At 43.7% G+C, this 18,557-nt stretch carries 16 protein-coding genes; all 16 read left to right on the top strand.

Annotated features, from left to right (window positions below; translation table 11 throughout):
- Window positions 1-146: 146 nt before the first annotated feature.
- The 16 genes from WC676_03580 to WC676_03655 all read left to right on the top strand — a co-directional run bounded on the left by WC676_03580 (window position 147) and on the right by WC676_03655 (window position 18,535).
- The gene (locus tag WC676_03580) at window positions 147-1,226 is read left to right on the top strand and encodes a cation:proton antiporter (GenBank protein ID MFA5059686.1); all 1,080 of its coding nucleotides are present in this window, start codon (window positions 147-149) and stop codon (window positions 1,224-1,226) included.
- Between the two features lie 228 nt (window positions 1,227-1,454).
- On the top strand, window positions 1,455-7,232 hold the full coding sequence (locus WC676_03585) for a S8 family serine peptidase (GenBank protein MFA5059687.1): 5,778 nt from the start codon (window positions 1,455-1,457) through the stop codon (window positions 7,230-7,232).
- 28 nt (window positions 7,233-7,260) lie between these two features.
- Window positions 7,261-7,818 carry a YceI family protein gene (locus WC676_03590; protein ID MFA5059688.1) on the top strand — a complete coding sequence of 186 codons (558 nt, stop codon included), beginning with the start codon at window positions 7,261-7,263 and terminating at the stop codon, window positions 7,816-7,818.
- Between the two features lie 76 nt (window positions 7,819-7,894).
- A complete protein-coding gene (locus WC676_03595) occupies window positions 7,895-8,371 on the top strand; it encodes a nucleoside deaminase (GenBank protein MFA5059689.1) in 477 nt (158 codons plus the stop codon).
- 36 nt (window positions 8,372-8,407) lie between these two features.
- Window positions 8,408-9,706, top strand: coding sequence for an O-acetylhomoserine aminocarboxypropyltransferase/cysteine synthase (locus WC676_03600; GenBank protein ID MFA5059690.1), 1,299 nt, complete (start codon window positions 8,408-8,410; stop codon window positions 9,704-9,706).
- A gap of 107 nt (window positions 9,707-9,813) precedes the next feature.
- Window positions 9,814-10,827, top strand: coding sequence for a bifunctional methionine sulfoxide reductase B/A protein (locus WC676_03605; GenBank protein MFA5059691.1), 1,014 nt, complete (start codon window positions 9,814-9,816; stop codon window positions 10,825-10,827).
- 3 nt (window positions 10,828-10,830) lie between these two features.
- Window positions 10,831-11,547, top strand: coding sequence for an SAM-dependent methyltransferase (locus WC676_03610; GenBank protein ID MFA5059692.1), 717 nt, complete (start codon window positions 10,831-10,833; stop codon window positions 11,545-11,547).
- Window positions 11,548-11,555: 8 nt separating this feature from the next.
- Entirely contained in the window at window positions 11,556-12,209 is a 654-nt protein-coding gene (locus tag WC676_03615; GenBank protein ID MFA5059693.1) for an SOS response-associated peptidase, read from the top strand.
- A 101-nt stretch (window positions 12,210-12,310) separates the two neighbouring features.
- A complete protein-coding gene (locus tag WC676_03620; protein ID MFA5059694.1) occupies window positions 12,311-12,652 on the top strand; it encodes a PilZ domain-containing protein in 342 nt (113 codons plus the stop codon).
- Window positions 12,649-13,008: a response regulator gene (locus WC676_03625; GenBank protein MFA5059695.1), complete on the top strand. Its 360-nt coding sequence runs from the start codon at window positions 12,649-12,651 to the stop codon at window positions 13,006-13,008. Before WC676_03620 ends, WC676_03625 begins: the two co-directional genes overlap by 4 nt.
- Before the next feature lie 51 nt (window positions 13,009-13,059).
- Window positions 13,060-14,193 carry an acyltransferase gene (locus tag WC676_03630; GenBank protein ID MFA5059696.1) on the top strand — a complete coding sequence of 378 codons (1,134 nt, stop codon included), beginning with the start codon at window positions 13,060-13,062 and terminating at the stop codon, window positions 14,191-14,193.
- Between the two features lie 33 nt (window positions 14,194-14,226).
- Window positions 14,227-14,988 (top strand): ATP-binding protein, encoded by a 762-nt coding sequence (locus tag WC676_03635; protein MFA5059697.1) that lies wholly within the window; start codon window positions 14,227-14,229, stop codon window positions 14,986-14,988.
- Between the two features lie 14 nt (window positions 14,989-15,002).
- A complete protein-coding gene (locus WC676_03640; protein ID MFA5059698.1) occupies window positions 15,003-15,617 on the top strand; it encodes a DUF924 family protein in 615 nt (204 codons plus the stop codon).
- A gap of 2 nt (window positions 15,618-15,619) precedes the next feature.
- Window positions 15,620-16,048, top strand: coding sequence for a DUF3465 domain-containing protein (locus WC676_03645; protein MFA5059699.1), 429 nt, complete (start codon window positions 15,620-15,622; stop codon window positions 16,046-16,048).
- 52 nt (window positions 16,049-16,100) lie between these two features.
- Window positions 16,101-17,468 (top strand): SH3 domain-containing protein, encoded by a 1,368-nt coding sequence (locus WC676_03650; GenBank protein ID MFA5059700.1) that lies wholly within the window; start codon window positions 16,101-16,103, stop codon window positions 17,466-17,468.
- Window positions 17,465-18,535, top strand: a complete 1,071-nt coding sequence (locus WC676_03655; GenBank protein MFA5059701.1) for a dipeptide epimerase — start codon at window positions 17,465-17,467, stop codon at window positions 18,533-18,535. Before WC676_03650 ends, WC676_03655 begins: the two co-directional genes overlap by 4 nt.
- Window positions 18,536-18,557: the final 22 nt, after the last annotated feature.

The following is an 18,557-nucleotide window of genomic DNA, read 5'->3' on the forward strand; positions in this document are numbered from 1 at the left end:
ATTGATGATCTTAAGTTGGACGCTTATTATTGGTATGGCGACATTCTGTTTTCGGAAAATATTCCAGAAAGATAAAGTAGACTGATTATAAATCTCCCAAAGTGTTCTTGAGAACAGGGAGTTAAAAAATAAAAAGGAGCAGTGTGATGGTTTTGGTTTTTTGTTTGCTTTTAATTGCGGGAATTATCGGAGGGCAGCTTTTTGATGTATCAGCATCTAAAGACGTATTGTCTTTCATTACATCGGTCTGCTTGGCTTATATCATGATCGAAGTGGGGCTCGAATTCTCCGTTGATAAAAGAAAAATAAGAAGCTATGAATGGGATGCGTGCGTTGCATTTATTGCGGCCGCTCTTCCTACTCTTTTATGGTTTTTATATTTTAGCTTTGTGATGCAGCATCCTTGGCGTCCGTCGATGGTTGCCGGGCTTTCTGCGGCTCCAACATCCGCTGGAGTCCTTTTCTCGATGTTGTTGGCCGCAGGATTGGGGGCAACATGGGTTTTTCAAAAAGCCCGGACATTGGCGGTGTTAGACGATCTAGCGACGATCTTATTGCTGACACCCTTAGGGATCATTATTCATGGATTTGAGATCAAGTCTATTATCGTTCTTGCCTTGATCGGATTATTTTTGTTCGCTTCTTTTCGGTGGCAAAACACAATTCTATGGCCCACGGGGGAAAAATGGCTTTTATTGTACGGATTTGTTTTAACAGCCATCGTCTTTTTTGCTAAAGAGACAACGAATATACATCTCGAGGTCCTTATTCCGGCCTTTATGTGGGGCTGCCTTGTTCATTTGCAGAAGAAACATCACACGGAAAAATCTCCGCCACACAATATTTCTTTGGATTCCGCCGTTAAGGGGATTTTTATGATCCTCGTTGGGTTTTCTTTTCCGAGAATTGAGATCGGAGCCGTTCCTTGGGGCATGACGGTTGCTCATGTTGTCGCGCTTACCATATTATCCAATATAGGAAAATGTTTTTCCGCGTTTTGTTATCGTCGAGAAGCCTCTTTAAAAGAACGACTGGCTTTAAGTGTTGCGATGTTCCCGCGAGGCGAAGTAGGAGCCGCGGTTTTATTGATCGGCCTTGGATATGGTTTTGGCGGCTATGTGAGCTCTTTGGCGCTTTTAAGTTTGGCACTTAATCTTGTTCTAACCGGCGTTTTTATCGGTGTTGTTATGCATCTTTTGCGAAAAGAACCAGGAACATCCGTTTGATTTTAAGGAAATGCATACCGGATGTTAAGATAAGCCTTATTCCATCCTGCTGTTTTTATCTGATAAAGAGACTATTTACATATTGACGATTATTTTATTTTACGATAATCTATATTCTGTTTTGTTTCCCTTAAAAAGTATTTCCTAAAAGTAGTTTTTCCTCATTGATCCTGGGCAGTTCAGAAAAACAAAAAGTCAAAAATCCCGTTTATCTCATGAGGAGAAACTATGCAAAGAATATCCCCTTGGCTAGCTTTTGCCGCTGTATTGTTGTCCTTTGTCTTTAATCATTCCCATCTTGATGCGAAGACCGAAGCTGAGGTCGTTGCTCCCATTACGACTGTCACTTCCGAAGATATAAACAATTTACCAAGTTCTAGAGATCTTTTGGATCTGACAGCCATCCTTTCTAACAACAATAATAGGGAAAGTACGCCGAGGCCGCAGATGTCTAATTATCCGAATCTTAGAGGTTTTAGCGGCCCTTCTGTTTTAGGTTGTCCTCACCAATCTCAATCGCGGATAAAAGACAGTGTAAATTGGAGCGGATTTGGAAGCGGGTTAGGGCCCAACTTTCATTATCAGCCGCCGGCTGCTTCCAACCAAGGACAGGATTTAAATACCATTGACCGGGAGTTGATTGAACGGGTTGGAATTAATTTAAGCCCGGACTTTAAGAAATATTCCGGCGGAGGAATGACGCAGATCGATCCTCCGGCGCAAACACAAACGCCGGGGTTGTCCGGCGATGATGACTATGAAATTAAATATACCGAAGAAGAATTAGCCGAGATGGCCGAAATCCCGACCGCGGAGGATATTCGCCGCATCAATACTGATCCCTTTGGCGAGATGGAACAGCGCAAGGCCGAGCGAGCATCATCGCAAGAACAAGTACAGCAGCCGGTCGCATCAGGCCCTATTGCTCCGCAGGGCTTAACGCAAGAAGATGCCGAAAAACTTTCCGCCGCATTTTTAGTGACCGATGATGCGAACGTCAATCAAGAATATCAAAATAATTTACGAAACATTCAACAGCAGCATGTGGCTCAAGCCGAAGAAGAAAAACATAAACTGGCTCAGTATCACGAACAAGAACAGCGCGCGCTTCAAATGGAGCAAGACCGTTTGGACCGTTTAGCGGCACTTGACCATGCGCAAGAAAATCGTGAAATCCAACAAGCTAGTCAACGGGATAGCATGCGCGAAGAAGTTGTCCGGCGCACCCAGGAAATTTTGAATACGACGGAAGATTATATCAATAATGCGGGTTCTTATGATCCGTATATTTTAAAGTGGGTCAGCATTGCCGCCGAAATGCAGCATCAAACAAAGAAATTAGCGGATAGCTGTTTGCGCGATCAAATGCGCGCGCAAGCCAAATTAAAAGCGCTTGAAGAGTGGGAGCAGGCTCATGCCCAAGAAGTTGCCGAAAATCCTCACCTTAAAAAAGCTCTTTTGAATATGAAATTCGCGGCTCAAATGTTGTATTGGGACGCGGAATTAGTCTGGCTTTCTACCAAAGAGCTTGTTTTATACGGCGCGATGATCGACGTGGGAACTTTTGTTTTTACCAGCATTGGGAAAGCTTTAGGTGTTGCCAAGACAGCCGCGCAAGAAGCGGCCATGCGTGTCACGCTTAATGCCGCGCGTAAACCAACCGCTTATGTCGTCGGCGATGTAATGGTGAATGCTGCCGGAAAAGGAGCCGATGAAGCCGCGGCAAGGTTTATGGGAACAGCCGGCCAGCAAGGTGTTAGGCAGGTTGCTGGGGGAGCCGCAGGGCAAGCCGCCGGAACAGGGGCCGCCGGGCAAGCCGCCGGAGAACTTGGCGATTCGACCATCGGTCAGGGAATCCGCGACATGTTGTCCGGAAGAACGCTAATGGAAAAAGAAGTTAAGATGAATCTTATTACGGAAGGTGTTCAAGCAGAAATGAATCGCATGGCGCAGGTTGCCGTCGAGACAGGAATTCCTAAAGAAGAAGTTGCTGCGGCGGTAGCCGCAGGAGACATAGATGGGCTCGCCATCAAGATCATCGAAAAACTTGGTGGCAAGATCGTTTCGTTTAAAGACGCGCGGCCGATCTTTGAGATCTCAACGCGTGCTTTGGCCGGAACGGCGACCAGCGCCGACAAAGCGGTTTTAGAAGCGCTTATTCGCCAATCGGAAGCTCAAGGCGTGAACTTCTGGGATGATTTGGCGCGTCAGGGAATTTTCGGTAATGACGGTTTTCAGCCCATTGCTACAATGGATGTTATTGCGGCTTTAAAGCGTTTAGTTACCACAGGTGTTGAAGAGGCTTTAGATAAAACGGCAAGGCTCAGTCCGGAGCAGATCCAGAACGCTCTTCAAACATCTTTACAAGGCGCTTTAGACAAAACAGCGCAGATCGCGGTTGATAAAGCGGATGATGTGGCGACGCAAATTTTAGATAATGCCTTTGATAAAACGGTTCAGTTAACGCCTCAGCAGTTAGATCAAATGATGGCAACCGTGATCGACGGGGTTTTAGATAAAACCGTGCGGCTTTCTCCGGAATATGCCGAGCAATTCGCCAAAACTGTTGTTGATAAATTCTTAGAAAAAACACAAATGATGTCGCAGCAAGAGGCCATGCGTTTCGCCGAGACCGTTGCCGAAAATATTTTGGAACACACGGCACAAATGACCGAGCGGGAAGCGGCACAGTTTTTTGAAACAGTGGTCGAGAAAATAATGGATAAAACTGTTCTTTTGACCGAAAAAGAGGTGAGCGCTTTTATTAACAATGTCACCGAAGAAGTCTTCGCCAAGACATTGCATTGGAGCAAAGAAGAAACCGTGAGATTAAGTCAAAGTATCATCGACCGCTTTCTTAGTTCGGCGGCACAGCGCGCTGAGGCCAATAGTTTGCGCATGGCGGAAACGATGATCGACGACGCACTTAAAACTACGACAAAACTTGACGCCAATCAAGCCTTGCGTTTGGCAGAGACAGTTATTGACGATGTTGCCGGTAAAACAACCATCATGACACCCGGCGGGTCTTTAGCTTTGGCGCAAACCGTTATTGATGGTATTTTAGCGAAGACAACACAGCTTTCTCAAACAGAAGCCGCCGCTTTGGCCCAGACGGTCATTGAAAACATTATGGAAAAAACCGTTAAGATGTCTCCTATTGAAGCGGCTGCTTTAGCCGAAACGGTGATTGGCGATGTTCTGGCGCGTACGGTTCAGTTAAGCGAACGGCAAATAGCGGAATTAGCCCAAACGGTCGTTGATCAAGCACTTGCCAAGACGCTAAAATTATCGGGGCAGGAAGCATCGCAATTTGCTAAAACCGTTGGAGAAAATGTTTTAGACCGCACCGTCATTGATGATCTTGTAGGTGTGGGCAGTCAAGAAGCGTTAGAAAAAATGCCATGGAGACAATTCATTAATCATATTTATGCCTTAAGCGAAAAAGAACAGCTAGAAGGATTAGTCCAATACGCTAAAAAGATCGGCTTAACCGATGAGGCTATTAATGTAGCAAAGTCCGCCAAGGAACCTGTTTTAAATCTTTTGCGTTCTATTATCGAGAAGGAAGGCAATATCATAATTGCCGGCGCGGAAGCGAATAAAATTTTAGCTTTATCCACGCGTGTTTTAAGAAATACCGCGACCGATGCCGATATGCGGTTTTTGCAAGAAATGGTCCAAAAGTACCAGGCGCAAGGATTAGATTATTTTGCGCAGTTAGCAAAACAAGGAACGCTTTCGGTGGCGGAAGGATTTCAAAATGTTGCACAAAAAGATGTTATTGAGGCGCTAAGGAATTTTGCGCAATCCCAAACGCGCCAAGCGCTTGCCGACACCGTTAAGATTCCGTCGACAGCGGCGGCAACATCAGCCGCAAATTCGGCTTTGGATGCAACATCTCTTAATCTTGGCCTTGAAGGTTTAAGCCGTACGGGCCTTAATTACCGCCTAGATTTTAATATTCCAAAACAAACGGGAGATCTTTGGCAAGCAGCGCCGCGGTTAGATTTCTCTCAATTTTCTTATGGATCGTTTTTAAGTGATGAAAAAATTGGCGCGGCGGCCGGGCTTTCCGGCCCGATCATTACTAGCGGTTTGTTAAATAAGGAACCGATCGTAAGCGTTTTTGACGCGGCGGGTATTCCGGTCGGGTCCGTGACGGCGAAAGATGTCAAAAGTAATCCCGCACTCACGAGAGATTTAATTGATTTTGCTCAAAACCGCAGCCTTGCGGGACAGCGTGATTATTTTCGTGATTGGTCTGGCGGATTAGGATATAACTTCGGGCCTAAAGATGTAACTGCCATTGATCTGCGGGGTTCAAATGCGGATTTTATGCGAAGCAACTTGGGCCGTATCCCGGGCGGTATTGATTACGCGTCGACATTGGTTCCGCAATTAGGTATGGGGCAAGATGATCTAGGTATTCTTTCCGACGGGATTAATCATCAGCTTGTCAATCGCGCCTCACCGGAAAACTTTTTTGATCCTTTCCATTGTTGCGGTGTTGTTTATTTGGACGAGCCTGTTTTCTTAAGAGAGGTTTTAGCGCCTAAAAAAGAAACTCCGGCGGAAGCGATCGTGCCGAACGATCCGCTTTACCTTGATCTCGTTCACCAAAAGAAAATGGGTGGTAAATCTGGGAAACCTGTTGTGGTTATGGGTAGCGGAATGAAGATGCAAGGTGAAATTTTAGGCGTCGTGTTAGGTGGCAGTGATAAAAATGAAGAAAAGATCAAAGACCAATGGGGTATTAGGGAAGTTGGCTTTACGCCAAAAACAAACGCGGATTCCGCGTGGAATTTGGTAGATGCTCAAAAGAAAAATGTCTTAATCGCGGTAATCGATTCCGGATTGGACCTCGAGCATCCCGACGGCCCGCAATATATTTGGACAAATCCTAAAGAAATCCCGGACAATAATATCGATGATGATCAAAACGGCTACGTGGATGATGTCCATGGATGGAATTTTCTAGATAATAATAATGATCTTAGGGATTTTAAAGGCCACGGAACAAATGTTTCCGGGATCATTGCCGCTAAAGCGGATAACGGTATTGGTATTGCCGGTATTAATCCGGGCGCGCAGATCATGGTTTTAAAAGTCGTTAATCCCGATGGAAGAGCGAACAGCATAAATATTTACCGGGCGTTTCGTTACGCGGCTGATCACGGAGCGCGTATTATCAATATTTCCCTTGGCGATGTCGGTGTTTCAAAGTTAGAGCAGTTAGCTGTTAATTATGCGTACGCGAAAGGTGTTTTTATCGTGGCAGCTTCCGGTAATGATAATGAATTTATCGGGCTTTACGGGCCTGCTTCGGCAAAACATGTTTTTTCCGTTGGAAGCCAAGATTTTGAGGGGACGCGCAGCACCGTTTCGAATTGGGGGCCGAATTTAGGTCTCATTGCTCCGGGAGAACAGATCTATACGCTTCACTCGCAAGATGCTAAATGGGAAGGAAATCCGAAAGCCAAAGAAAAGTATTATTTCAGAGTCTCCGGAACTTCTTTTTCCGCGCCGATCGTTGCGGCGACAGCGTCTTTGTTGTTAGCTAAAGATCCTAACCTAACCCATGATCAACTGCGCGGCATTTTGATCAACTCGGCCAAGGACATGAAGGACAGCGGTTGGGATGGTTTGACCGGAGGTGGTTCTTTGGATGCGGTCGCAGCACTAGAAGCAAACATTCAAGATGTTTTTGTGGTCCAGCTGACCGAATTAAGGATAAATCCCGAGGATAACAAGGAAGTTTCTTTGGATGTTTTTGGAACTGTTTATGGTGATGTGAGTGATTTTATTGTTGAGCTCGGACGGGGAAGAAATCCGTCGGGCTGGACGAAGATCGCCGGTCCTTTTACGCAGCCGGCTAATGCCAACTGGTTGTGCCGTGTAAAAAAAGAACTACTTCGCGGTAGTAAAGACTGGAATGTCCGCATTACGGCGACAGATAAAAAAGGACAGACAAAAACAGCACAATCACTGGTAGTCGTAAAATAATTCTTAATTTCTAAAAGGAGAAAGTGCGATGTCTAAAACGAAAATAACCGCTTGCATCATAGGATTGTTACTTATTTCCTCGCCGGTCGCTCATGCCGCAACATTTAAAATTGATCCCGGCCGGTCAACATTGATCTTTAAAATAAAACAATTATCTATTGATACCGTCGGGGCTTTCACGCGATTTCGCGGAACGATGGAATTAAATAGCGACAATACGCAGCCAACAGATCTTAAAGCCACTGTTGATCTAAAAAGTGTTAATACCCGTCAAAGCCAACGGGATGAAGATCTTTTAGGGCAAGACATCTTTAACGCGGCTAAATTTCCGGCGGCAAAATTTGTTTCTAAGAAAATTGACGGCCAAAAGATATCAGGGGAATTGACGTTGCGTGGTGTTACAAAACCGGTGAGTTTTAATTATCAATTGGGAAAAGTTGAAAATAAAAACGTTTCTATTTCTGCTCGGGGAACAATTCGCCCCAAAGACTTCGGCATCACGTTCAACCGGGCCTTAGAAAAAGGCAAACCGCTTCTTGGCGATTCGGTTGAAATTGTTGTGGAAGCCGTGGGCATTCTGCAATAGAATATTCCAATCATATCTGTAGAAAATCATAAGAAACTGTTTAGTTTTTTAGCCCTTTCATTTTTCCAGAAACTTTATGAAGAATATTAATGCGTATTTTATGAAGTTAGCGATCCAAAAGGCCAGCCAAGGCGTTCAAAAAGGGCAAACGCCTTTCGGCGCGTGTATCGTTAAAAACGGCAAAGTGATCGCCTGCGCCCATAATACGGTTTGGAAGACGTCCGATAGCACGGCGCACGCGGAAATCAATGCTATCCGCTTGGCTTGCCGAAAATTAAAGACCATCAATCTATCCAAATGCGTGATGTATTCGACCTGTGAACCGTGCCCGATGTGTTTTAGCGCTTGCCATTGGGCCGGGATCTCGAAGATTATTTTTGGCGCGCAGATCAAAGACGCGAAAAGATTTGGGTTCAACGAGCTGAGTGTTTCTTGCGCGACGATGAAGTCGCGTGGACATAGCAAGGTTCAATTGCAAGCGGGATGTTGCGCAAAAGAAAACCTGAATGTCTTTCGCTGTTGGTCCAAGCAAAAAAATAAAAAAGCTTATTAACTTTTGTGATTTGCATTTATTTAAGGAGGGAACAAAATGACCAAGATTGATAAGAATTTAAGAAGAGAAACCTTAGCCGTTCACGGCGGACAGGAACCTGATCCGGCAACCGGAGCGCGCGCGGTCCCTATTTATCAAACATCGTCTTATGTTTTTAAAAGCACCGAACACGCCGCGAATTTATTCGCGCTTAAAGAATTCGGCAACATCTATACGCGTTTGATGAACCCCACAACGGATGTTCTGGAAAAAAGGATCGCGGCCTTAGAAGGCGGTGTAGGCGCTTTGGCGGTCGCGAGCGGCCAATCAGCGACGATGCTCGCCATCATGAACATTGCCAAAGCCGGCGATGAAATTGTCTCGGCGGATAATTTGTACGGCGGAACACATACACTTTTAAAATACACGCTCAAACGTATGGGCATTGATGTTAAGTTCGTTAATTCTCAAGACTTAAAAGCTTTTGAAAAAGCAATTACTCCAAAAACAAAAGCTATTTTTGGCGAAAGCGTGGGAAATCCGAAATTAAATGTGAGCGATATTGAAGCGTTGGCAAAGATCGCCCATAAAAACGGCATTCCTCTAATTCTGGATAATACGGCAACACCTTTTTTGTTAAGGCCGTTTGATTTCGGGGCTGATATTATTGTTTATTCGGCGACGAAATTTATCGGCGGCCACGGCAATTCTATTGGCGGGCTTATTGTGGATTCCGGAAAATTTGATTGGACCAACGGAAAATTCCCCTTGATCGCTGAACCTGATGCCAGCTATCACGGCATTAATTTTGTGGAGTATTTAAAACCGTTTGGCAATATTGCGTATATTACGAAGGCGCGTATTTCCTTATTGCGGCCGATGGGCCCGGCGATGTCGCCGTTTAACGCTTTTTTATTTTTGCAGGGATTAGAAACGCTTCATTTGCGTATGCCGCGTCATGCCGAAAATGCTTTAGCGGTGGCGAAATGTCTGGAAAAACATAAATCCATCAGTTGGGTGAATTATCCGGGATTAGAGTCAAGTCCGGAGAAAAAGAAAGCTGATAAATATTTGCCGAAAGGCGCCGGGGCGATCATCGGCTTCGGGATCAAGGGTGGAGCGGAAGCCGGAAAGAAATTCATCAATTCCTTAGAACTTATTTCTCACCTGGCGAACATTGGCGATGCGAAGACGCTGGCGATTCATCCGGCGACAACAACGCATTCGCAGTTGGCCGAAGAAGATCAAATTACGACGGGAGTTACGCCGGATTTTATCCGCTTATCTATCGGCATTGAACACATTGACGATATTATCGCGGATATTGAGCAGGCGTTAAAGAAGGCGTCAAAATAGTTATAAAGGGAAAGTGTTTTACAATGTTGAGCCGGAAATCATTCTTTGTTTTTTCTTTACTGATTTGTTTAACTATTAACAGCACAGCTTATGGACAAGGAGAAGCGATGGCTGATAAACATAAAAGTAGTAAAACACCAATTTGTGATCTTCCTTTAAGCGACGCGCAGCTTAAAAAGATCCTAACGCCGGAGCAATACCGGGTGATGAAAGAAAACGGAACGGAGCTACCCTTTGCTAATCCTTTTTGGAATAATAAAAAGGAAGGGATCTATGTGGATGCGATCACCGGGGATCCACTATTTAGCTCGACGGATAAATTTGATTCCGGGACCGGCTGGCCGAGTTTTATCAAGCCGATCGATAAAGATGTGATCGTAGAGAAAGAGGATGAAAGCCACGGGATGCAGCGCATCGAGGCGCGTTCCAAGAAAAGTGACTCGCATTTAGGGCATGTCTTTGATGATGGGCCAAGCCCGACGGGATTGCGCTATTGCATTAATTCGGCGGCGCTTAAATTTATTCCGTTGGAAGAGATGAGTAAAAAAGGATACGAGGCGTATTTATATTTGTTCGAAAAGGATCCGAAAAGTGATAAAGCCAACAACGTGAGCAAAAAAACCCAAACGGCGACTTTTGGCATGGGATGTTTTTGGGGTGTTGAGTCAATTTTCCGGCAAGTGAAAGGCGTTTTGGATGTGTCGGTCGGATACATGGGGGGAAGTTTAAGAAATCCAACCTATGAAGATGTATGCACAAATATGACCGGCCATGCGGAAGTGGCTCAAATTATTTTTGACTCAGAAAAAGTTTCCTATGATCAGCTTTTGGAAGTTTTCTGGAATAATCATAATCCGACGACGTTAAATCAGCAAGGGCCGGATGTTGGGACGCAATATCGCTCGGTTATTTTTTATCATACGCCGGAGCAGGAAAAAATTGCGCTCGCATCTAAAAAGGCGATGGAAAGATCCGGCGAATTTGATTATCCTATTGTGACCGAAATATCTAAGGCTAAGGAATTCTATAAGGCGGAAGAATATCATCAGCGTTATTTTGAAAAACAGGGCATTGCGGAACCCATTTGCCATATTCCCAGAAAAAAGAAAGTGTCCAAGTAGATAATGGCACAAAAATTATTCCTTATTCCTAATTTTTTGCATGAAACATCCGGATCTGATGTGATGCCGGGATATATTAAGGAAATGATCAAACATGTGCGCGCTTTTTTGGCAGAAGACCAAAAAAGCGCGCAACGTTTTCTAAGGAAGATCGATTCTGCTTTTCCTCTTACCGAATGCCAATTCTTTTCGCTTAATGAACATACTAAGAAAAACGAAGCCGAAGAATATTTAAACATGTGCTTTGGCCAAGACATTGGCATTATTTCCGAATGCGGTATGCCTTGCGTGGCTGATCCGGGCGCGGATATTGTTTTGTTGGCTCATCAAAAGGATATGGAAATTATTCCTTTGATCGGCCCCTCATCCATTTTTCTCGCGCTTTGCGCTTCAGGCCTTAACGGACAGAATTTCTCCTTCAATGGATATTTACCCAAAGAACGCGATGAGCGCCTAAAGAAAATCAAATTTCTTGAACAGCGCTCGAACCAGGAAGGCCAAACCCAGATCTTTATGGAAACGCCTTATCGCAATGAACATTTATTTGAAGATATTCTTTCCTCTTGCCGCGAAACAACATGGCTTTGCGTGGCCTGCGATTTAACTTCTCCAACCCAAATGGTGAAAACTTTATCTATTAAAAACTGGAAAAAAGAAAAACCATCGCTCAATAAAAGACCCGCTATATTTCTTATTCAAACCCTAAGCCCTAATCCCTAAAAGCTTCTATGTGTGGACGCTATTCTTTTATCAAAACAAACGCTAAAGAATTGGCTGAGCGTTTTGATCTTCTTGATCTTTCCATAAATGTGAAGCCTGATCATAATATTGCGCCGCTAGCCCAAGTTCCTGTTATTCTGAACACTTCTCCGAGGAGCTTAACGCTTCTTCGTTGGGGCCTTATTCCTTATTGGGCTAAAGATAAAGCGATCGGCAATAAGATGATCAATGCCCGTGCTGAAACGATCTTTGAAAAACCGTCTTTTAAAGACCCTATCAGCCAAAAAAGATGTTTAATTTTAGCGGATGCGTTCTTTGAATGGAAAAAAGGGGGAACAAAAAAGAAGCCGTATAAAATTTCTCTTAAAAGTCAAGAGCCTTTTGCTTTTGCCGGGATTTGGGATCGTTGGATTTCTGGCGGCGAAGAGATCTTAAGCTGTTCCATCGTGACCACCGAACCAAATTCGCTTATCGCTCCTATCCATCATCGTATGCCGGTTATCTTGCCGAAAGATTGCGAACAAAAATGGCTCAGCCGTCTTTCCCGGAAAGATATTGAGTTATTCTTAAAGCCGTTTGATAACAGTCAAATGAGCGTTGAGCCTGCCTTAAGCAATAATAACCCTTTGGAAGTTCCGATAATGGCTTCCTGGCCGTCATAATAAAATCAATATACGCGCTATAGACAGCGATTGATGTGCGTATTAGAATGAATAAGCCCGAACATAAAACTCATTAAAGTGAAAAGATTTCGAAAAAAACGATGAAAGAACGACGCGCCTTCCCAAGATTGCCCGTAGAATTACCGGCTCGCTGTGAATTATCCGGATCCCGCAATGCACCTTTTCCGGCGCTCGTCATTAATGTCGGGCACCAGGGGATCTGTATTACCGCTAAGCCTAAGCTAGAGCTTGAACAATTCTTGATCCTCCATATCCAAGTCAAACATAATGAAACAATGGTTATCAAATCCCGAGTTGTCTGGTGCGAAGATATTGCCGGAACAGTCCAGCACAAAATCGGCCTTAAGATCATCAGCGCCAAGCCGGAAGATATTATGCGGCTTGTACATCTTTATCCGACGGAAAGCGAGGGAAAGGCATGAAAACGATTTTGGTTGTCGATGACGAACGTGATATTGTCAATACGTTGAAAGCTCGTTTAGAAGCTAATCAGTACAAGGTTTTGACCGCTTATGACGGCGATGAGGGCTTAAAATCCGTGGATCAAGAAAATCCGGATCTCATTATTTTGGATATTGGCATGCCCAAGATGGACGGATATACGTTTGTGCGCGAATTGCGAAGCAATGACTTAACATCTCGCATTCCGGTCGTGATCCTAACAGCCAAAGATAGACTGCAGGATATTTTTAAACTAGAAGGCGTTAAAGATTATATTGTTAAGCCTTATGACTCGGCGGATCTCTTATCTAGAGTTAAAAAGATCTTGGGCGAGTAGAAACATACTTAGCGAAAACCTTTCCTGCTGCATGTTCCCGAATTTAAAACAATGATCGAAAATTCAGTTAATCACCGGCATTATCCTTTTCTTGATGGGTTTAGGGCGGTCGCTATTCTTGGCGTTTTACTAGCGCATATCGTTCTTTTTTTTGGCATCAAGTCTATGCCGGGAGCTATTTGCCGGGCGTTTACTCTCGTAGGGTCGCTGGGGCATTTAGGTGTTGATATATTTTTTGTTATCAGCGGTTTTCTCATTACGGGCGTTTTAATAAAAGATTTTGAGTCCAGTGCTGTTGACATCAAGCGTTTTTATGTACGAAGATTTTTTAAGATCATACCTCAGTACCTGCTTGTCGTTGTGCTTGGTTTAGGCCTGCTGGAATTATTAAAAATAAAATTCGGATTTAATAAATATTATGGGCCGATATCCTATGCCGGCTATTTTCTGTATTTCCAGAATTATGTTAAACCGATCTTTACCTTGGCGCATGGTTGGTCTTTAGCCATTGAAGAGCATTACTACCTTCTTTATCCGCTTTTTGTCCAAGGCGTGTTTTTTGTAAGCCGTCATCCCATGAGGCGACGCCAACTTCTTATCGGTGCCTGTATTTTCTTGATCATTTTGACGATCGCGGGACGCCACAGTGCCGGCGGTCAGGACTTCTTATCCTCATGGCTGAGAGTGCGCGAGTACGAGCTAACAACTCTTTATCGCATTGATGCCATTATGTTTGGGTGTCTATTAAAGTTCCTTGAACCATTTTATGAGAATATTTCTTCCAAGATAAAAATTTTCTTTAGTTCAGGGATGTTCTTAGCTGGCGCCGGAATTGCTTTTTACCTAGCAAGCGCCATCCAGGAAGATCACAGTTTGCTTTGTTGGGATAAATATGTTTTAGCCTATCTTGCGACCGGATTTGTTTTTTTGGCTGTTTATGTAGGAGGCGTAAGGTCATTAAATTTTATTTTTGAGAATAAGCTCATAAGGTCTATCGGCGTTATTTCCTATGCGCTGTACCTTTGGCACTATCCGCTGATCATCCTTTTTTCTAAGGGAATTCCGGTATTTGGTGTTTGGATTTGCCTATCGTCTTATTTAATCGCGACATTTGTTATCGGGTATTTATCCACCAACATTATTGAGAAATATTTCTTGAAGATAAGAGATAAAATAGCCCCTTAGGATGCAAGCATATCTTTATTGAGAGATTGAATAATGACAACAGCTCCATTTTTAAAACCTTTTGAACCGCCCGAGCTATTATCCGTTTGCCGACGCGCCGGGAAGGCTATCGGTGATTATCAGATGATCGGTGCCGGTGATAAAATCGCGGTGGCGGTTTCCGGAGGGAAAGACAGTATTTCGCTTCTGCATGTTTTACGGCGCTTAAGAAAAGTTTCTCCGGTCAAATTTGATTTTACGGCTGTTCATATTGATTTTGAATTTTCCGATTTTAATCCTCAGAAGCTGATCGAATATTTGGAGCGTGAGGGATTTTCCTATTGCGTGGAAAAAGTTACATCGCTCAAAGGCGAACAATGGGAGGAGATCGACTGTTTTTGGTGGTCGTGGAATAGGCGCAAAGCTCTTTTTGAATTCGCCGAAAGGCAAGGCTTTACCAAGATCGCCTTCGGCCACCATATGGATGATATTGTGGAGACGATCATTCTTAATCAATTTTACCGCGGCGAGATAGGAGCGATGCGCCCCAAGCAAGTCCTTTTCGATGGGAAAATCACCGTTATTCGCCCTCTAGCTTATGAGCGGGAAGAAAATATGCGCGTTTTAGCGCAAAAACTAGACATTCAATCGATCGGTGGCCAATCCAAATGCGCCAATGACGAAACGTCTCACCGGATGCTCATCAAAAAGATGCTGCATCAATTTGAGCAGGACAATCCGCAGGTCATCAAGAATATTTTCCGCAGTCTTCAGAATATTAAAACGGAATATTTACTGGATAAAGAAAAGAAATAGAGGCTCTTAGTCTCATGGAACGAATGAACGCGATCCTAAACTTTTGGTTTGAGAATATCAGCGACGAAACGCATATTGATAAAAACAAAATGCCGTTTAAGAAATGGTTTATGAAAGACAAGAACTTTGACGCGCAAATAAAGAAAGAATTTGAACCCGATCTTGGACTGGTGAAATCGGGTGGATATAAGATGTGGGAAAAATCTTCGCGTGGAAGATTGGCGCTCATTATTCTTTGTGATCAGTTGTCCCGCAATATGTATCGCGATAGTTCACGTATGTTCGAAACGGATCCGTTGGCTTTGGAATTGTCTTTGCGCTCAGTTAACGATCGATCTGACGAGGAGCTTAGGTTGATCGAGAGGGTTTTTCTGTATATGCCATTTCAGCATGCGGAAGATCTAAAAATTCAGGAAATTTCGCTTAAAGTTTTTTCTGAACTTGTCCAAGAAGTCCGGATAAAAAATCCCGGCAATGTTTCCTATTATGAATATACGCTTCAATTTGCCAAGCGGCATTTTGACATTATTAAAAGGTTTAACCGCTTTCCTCACCGTAATAAAATCTTAGGACGCGCGTCAACTTTGGAAGAGCAGGAATTCTTAAAGAATCCGGGATCGGGATTTTAAAAATGAGAAAAAAGATTAAAATACTGTGTTTTTCTTTATTCTTCTTAAGTTTGTGCTGGGTTTTGCCCGGCTGCGCGCAAAAAACCGGTATTTCATTAAGCTCCGAAAATCAAATCGCCCAGGCCTTTCAAAAAGGCGAATCAAACTTTTTTGTTGAGTCAAAAGGCACCGTAGAAAAGCTTTTGTCCGATGATGAAAAAGGGAGCCGTCATCAACGGTTTTTGCTTCGCCTAAATAATGGCCATGTTATTTTAATTGCGCATAATATTGATCTAGCGCCGCGCGTTGATTTATTGAAAGCGGGTGATGAAGTTTCTTTTCGCGGCGAATATGAATGGAATAATAAAGGCGGCGTTGTCCACTGGACGCATTATGACCCCAAAGGCCGTAAAGGCGGCTGGCTTGAGCACGGCGGGCATCGTTATCAATAAAATATAATAGTTTTATTTTCGTTATCAGGCTTTGTGATAGAATAATTTTTACATGCGTAAAATTATTCTCGTGATTTTTTTCTTTATCCTCGGGCATTCTTCCCTTTGGGCGCAGGAAAAACTGTATTATGCCGCGCCAACTCTCCTTCCTAATACAACCAGAGAAATGAAAACGGCCGGTTTTTGGATCAGCCGGCATCCCGACCCGGATAGGATTATCTTAAGCTCATCGGAAATTATTAAGTTTAACGAACGCCTGGAAAGCCCTTTGAATCTTAATAAAGATATTCTTAAGACTTCTTCTGTTGTATCTGGCGATGATCTTAAGAAGACCTTAGAGGGATGGATCGGGGATTTTAAAGGAAAGAATTTCTACCATCATGATGGAACGAAGGCCGACGATGATTATTATGAAAGTATAAAAATAAGAATGAACCTCGGCGCGATCTCTAAAGAGATCGCGCCGCAATTTGGGCTGATCGTTCGTTTTGCCGATCAGCGTTTCTTTCCTGCCGCAGAGCCGCTTTACCGTAATTTAGGCGACTACGATTTTGATGAGCTGCAAAATAGCGATCTGGATATCGCGACAGCTGTTGTTATTTTGCACCAAAGCCTGGATAAAAATTGGTATTTTGTCCAATCCAGTATTAGTGAAGGTTGGGTTCAAAAAGAAACAGTTGCCGTTACAACGCGTGACGAATTAAAGAAGTTTGCATCAAAACTTCCGTTTGCCGTCGTCGTAAATCCTAAAGCTGATATTTATTTAGACAAAGAGCTAACGCATTATCATGATTATGCGCGCATGGGCGCTAAATTCCCAATGCATGGCAAAAGTGCTTTGGATAAAATCGGTATTCTTTTACCCGTTCGAACCAGCGAGGGGGCCTTGGCTCTCAAAAGTGCTCATCTGCGAAAAGAAGATGCTCATGCCGGTTATTTTTCGTTTACGGCGAGAAATATTATTGACCAGGCTTTTAAATTGCTTAATGCTCCTTACGGCTGGGGCGGGATGCGCGGCGAACAAGATTGTTCCCGCTTTTTGCACCAAGTTTTTGATACCGTCGGAATTAATCTGCCGCGTAACTCCAAAGAACAAATTCAATCCGGACATTTGCTTGGTGAGTTTTTTAACGACACAACAGATGAGCAAAAACTTTTGTTGATGAAAAAAGAAGCCGTGGGTGGCATAACGTTTTTTGGGATCAGAGGCCACATTATGTTGTTTTTGGGAACGGTTGAGGAAAATCCTTTTGTCATTCATGCCACCTGGGGCTATCGGGAGAAACAGGGCTCAGAAGAAGTTACTCGCGTCATTAATCGTGTTTGTGTTTCGGATCTTTCTTTAGGGAAGAATTCCAGCCGAGGATCACTTTTACAGCGGATCAATAAAATCATGACATTTTCTCATCTCCAGCAATGAACACTTTTATAAAAAACGTTAAAGTTTCCGTTGTTAAAGCGCCTCTTATCCAGTCGTTTCGCACTGCCAAGGGAACGCACGATTTCCTTGAAAACATTTTCTTTACTATCACGCTTACCGACGGTACCAAAGGTTTCGGAGAAGCGGCGGTCGCACAGCACATTACCGGAGAAACGATTGAGCAGACACTGCGTCATTTAAGATCCATCAAAAATGAGATCATCGGAAAAGAAATTTTTGATTATCTGGCCATTTCTTTATCATTGTACGGAAGATTTTCTGCCAATCGTTGCGCTATCGCGGCTGTTGAAATGGCCTTGCTGGATGCCTTAACCAGAAAGATCAATGTTCCTTTATGGCGGTTTTTTGGGCCTAGCCCTAAGAAGATCACCAGTGATGTCACCATCGTGATCGCCGATCTAAACGAAACGGAAAAAATGACGCAGCGGTTTTTTCGGCAGGGTTTTCGCGCTTTTAAGATAAAAGTCGGGCGTGATTTCGACTTAGACATTAAAAGAGTTTTATTGATCAAAAAGATCATCCGTAACTGTGAATTCTATATTGATGCCAATCAAGGGTATTCGGCCGATGAAACACTTTCCTTTGTTAAAACACTGAGGCGTTTTAAAGCCATTCCTTCCTTGATCGAACAGCCCGTTCCTAAAAAAGACTGGGAAGGATTAAAGAAGGTTACTCGGCTTAGCAAAATTGCTGTTTGTGCCGATGAAAGCGTTTCAACCTTGGTAGATGCCAATAAAGCTATTCGTGAAAAAGCCTGTCATGCGGTGAATATCAAGCCGATGAAATTCGGGCTTTTGCAAGCCAGGGAAGTCGCGCATTTGTGCAAAGCTAACCGGATAAAGCTGATGATGGGCGGCATGATGGAAACGTCTCTAGCCATGACAGCTTCGGCACATTTAGCCGCCGGATTAGGTTACTTTGACTTCATTGATCTTGATACGCCTTTTTTTATTAAAGGAAAATACGCCGGTAGCCCTTACCTGAGCCATAGCGGAACATATGATTTAAGCTCAGCCAAGCCGGGCATCGGGATCCAGTTTAAGTAAATCCATTAAGGAGAGAATGATC

It is taken from the genome of Candidatus Omnitrophota bacterium, from assembly GCA_041649175.1.
Taxonomy (GTDB): domain Bacteria; phylum Omnitrophota; class Gorgyraeia; order Zapsychrales; family JBAZNR01; genus JBAZNR01.

Bases quoted from the DNA above. Each gene is read 5' to 3' on its own strand.
- WC676_03580 (MFA5059686.1), top strand. From the start codon at position 147: ATGGTTTTGGTTTTTTGTTTGCTTTTAATTGCGGGAATTATCGGAGGG.
- WC676_03585 (MFA5059687.1), top strand. From the start codon at position 1,455: ATGCAAAGAATATCCCCTTGGCTAGCTTTTGCCGCTGTATTGTTGTCC.
- WC676_03590 (MFA5059688.1), top strand. From the start codon at position 7,261: ATGTCTAAAACGAAAATAACCGCTTGCATCATAGGATTGTTACTTATT.
- WC676_03595 (MFA5059689.1), top strand. From the start codon at position 7,895: ATGAAGAATATTAATGCGTATTTTATGAAGTTAGCGATCCAAAAGGCC.
- WC676_03600 (MFA5059690.1), top strand. From the start codon at position 8,408: ATGACCAAGATTGATAAGAATTTAAGAAGAGAAACCTTAGCCGTTCAC.
- WC676_03605 (MFA5059691.1), top strand. From the start codon at position 9,814: ATGGCTGATAAACATAAAAGTAGTAAAACACCAATTTGTGATCTTCCT.
- WC676_03610 (MFA5059692.1), top strand. From the start codon at position 10,831: ATGGCACAAAAATTATTCCTTATTCCTAATTTTTTGCATGAAACATCC.
- WC676_03615 (MFA5059693.1), top strand. From the start codon at position 11,556: ATGTGTGGACGCTATTCTTTTATCAAAACAAACGCTAAAGAATTGGCT.
- WC676_03620 (MFA5059694.1), top strand. From the start codon at position 12,311: ATGAAAGAACGACGCGCCTTCCCAAGATTGCCCGTAGAATTACCGGCT.
- WC676_03625 (MFA5059695.1), top strand. From the start codon at position 12,649: ATGAAAACGATTTTGGTTGTCGATGACGAACGTGATATTGTCAATACG.
- WC676_03630 (MFA5059696.1), top strand. From the start codon at position 13,060: ATGATCGAAAATTCAGTTAATCACCGGCATTATCCTTTTCTTGATGGG.
- WC676_03635 (MFA5059697.1), top strand. From the start codon at position 14,227: ATGACAACAGCTCCATTTTTAAAACCTTTTGAACCGCCCGAGCTATTA.
- WC676_03640 (MFA5059698.1), top strand. From the start codon at position 15,003: ATGGAACGAATGAACGCGATCCTAAACTTTTGGTTTGAGAATATCAGC.
- WC676_03645 (MFA5059699.1), top strand. From the start codon at position 15,620: ATGAGAAAAAAGATTAAAATACTGTGTTTTTCTTTATTCTTCTTAAGT.
- WC676_03650 (MFA5059700.1), top strand. From the start codon at position 16,101: ATGCGTAAAATTATTCTCGTGATTTTTTTCTTTATCCTCGGGCATTCT.
- WC676_03655 (MFA5059701.1), top strand. From the start codon at position 17,465: ATGAACACTTTTATAAAAAACGTTAAAGTTTCCGTTGTTAAAGCGCCT.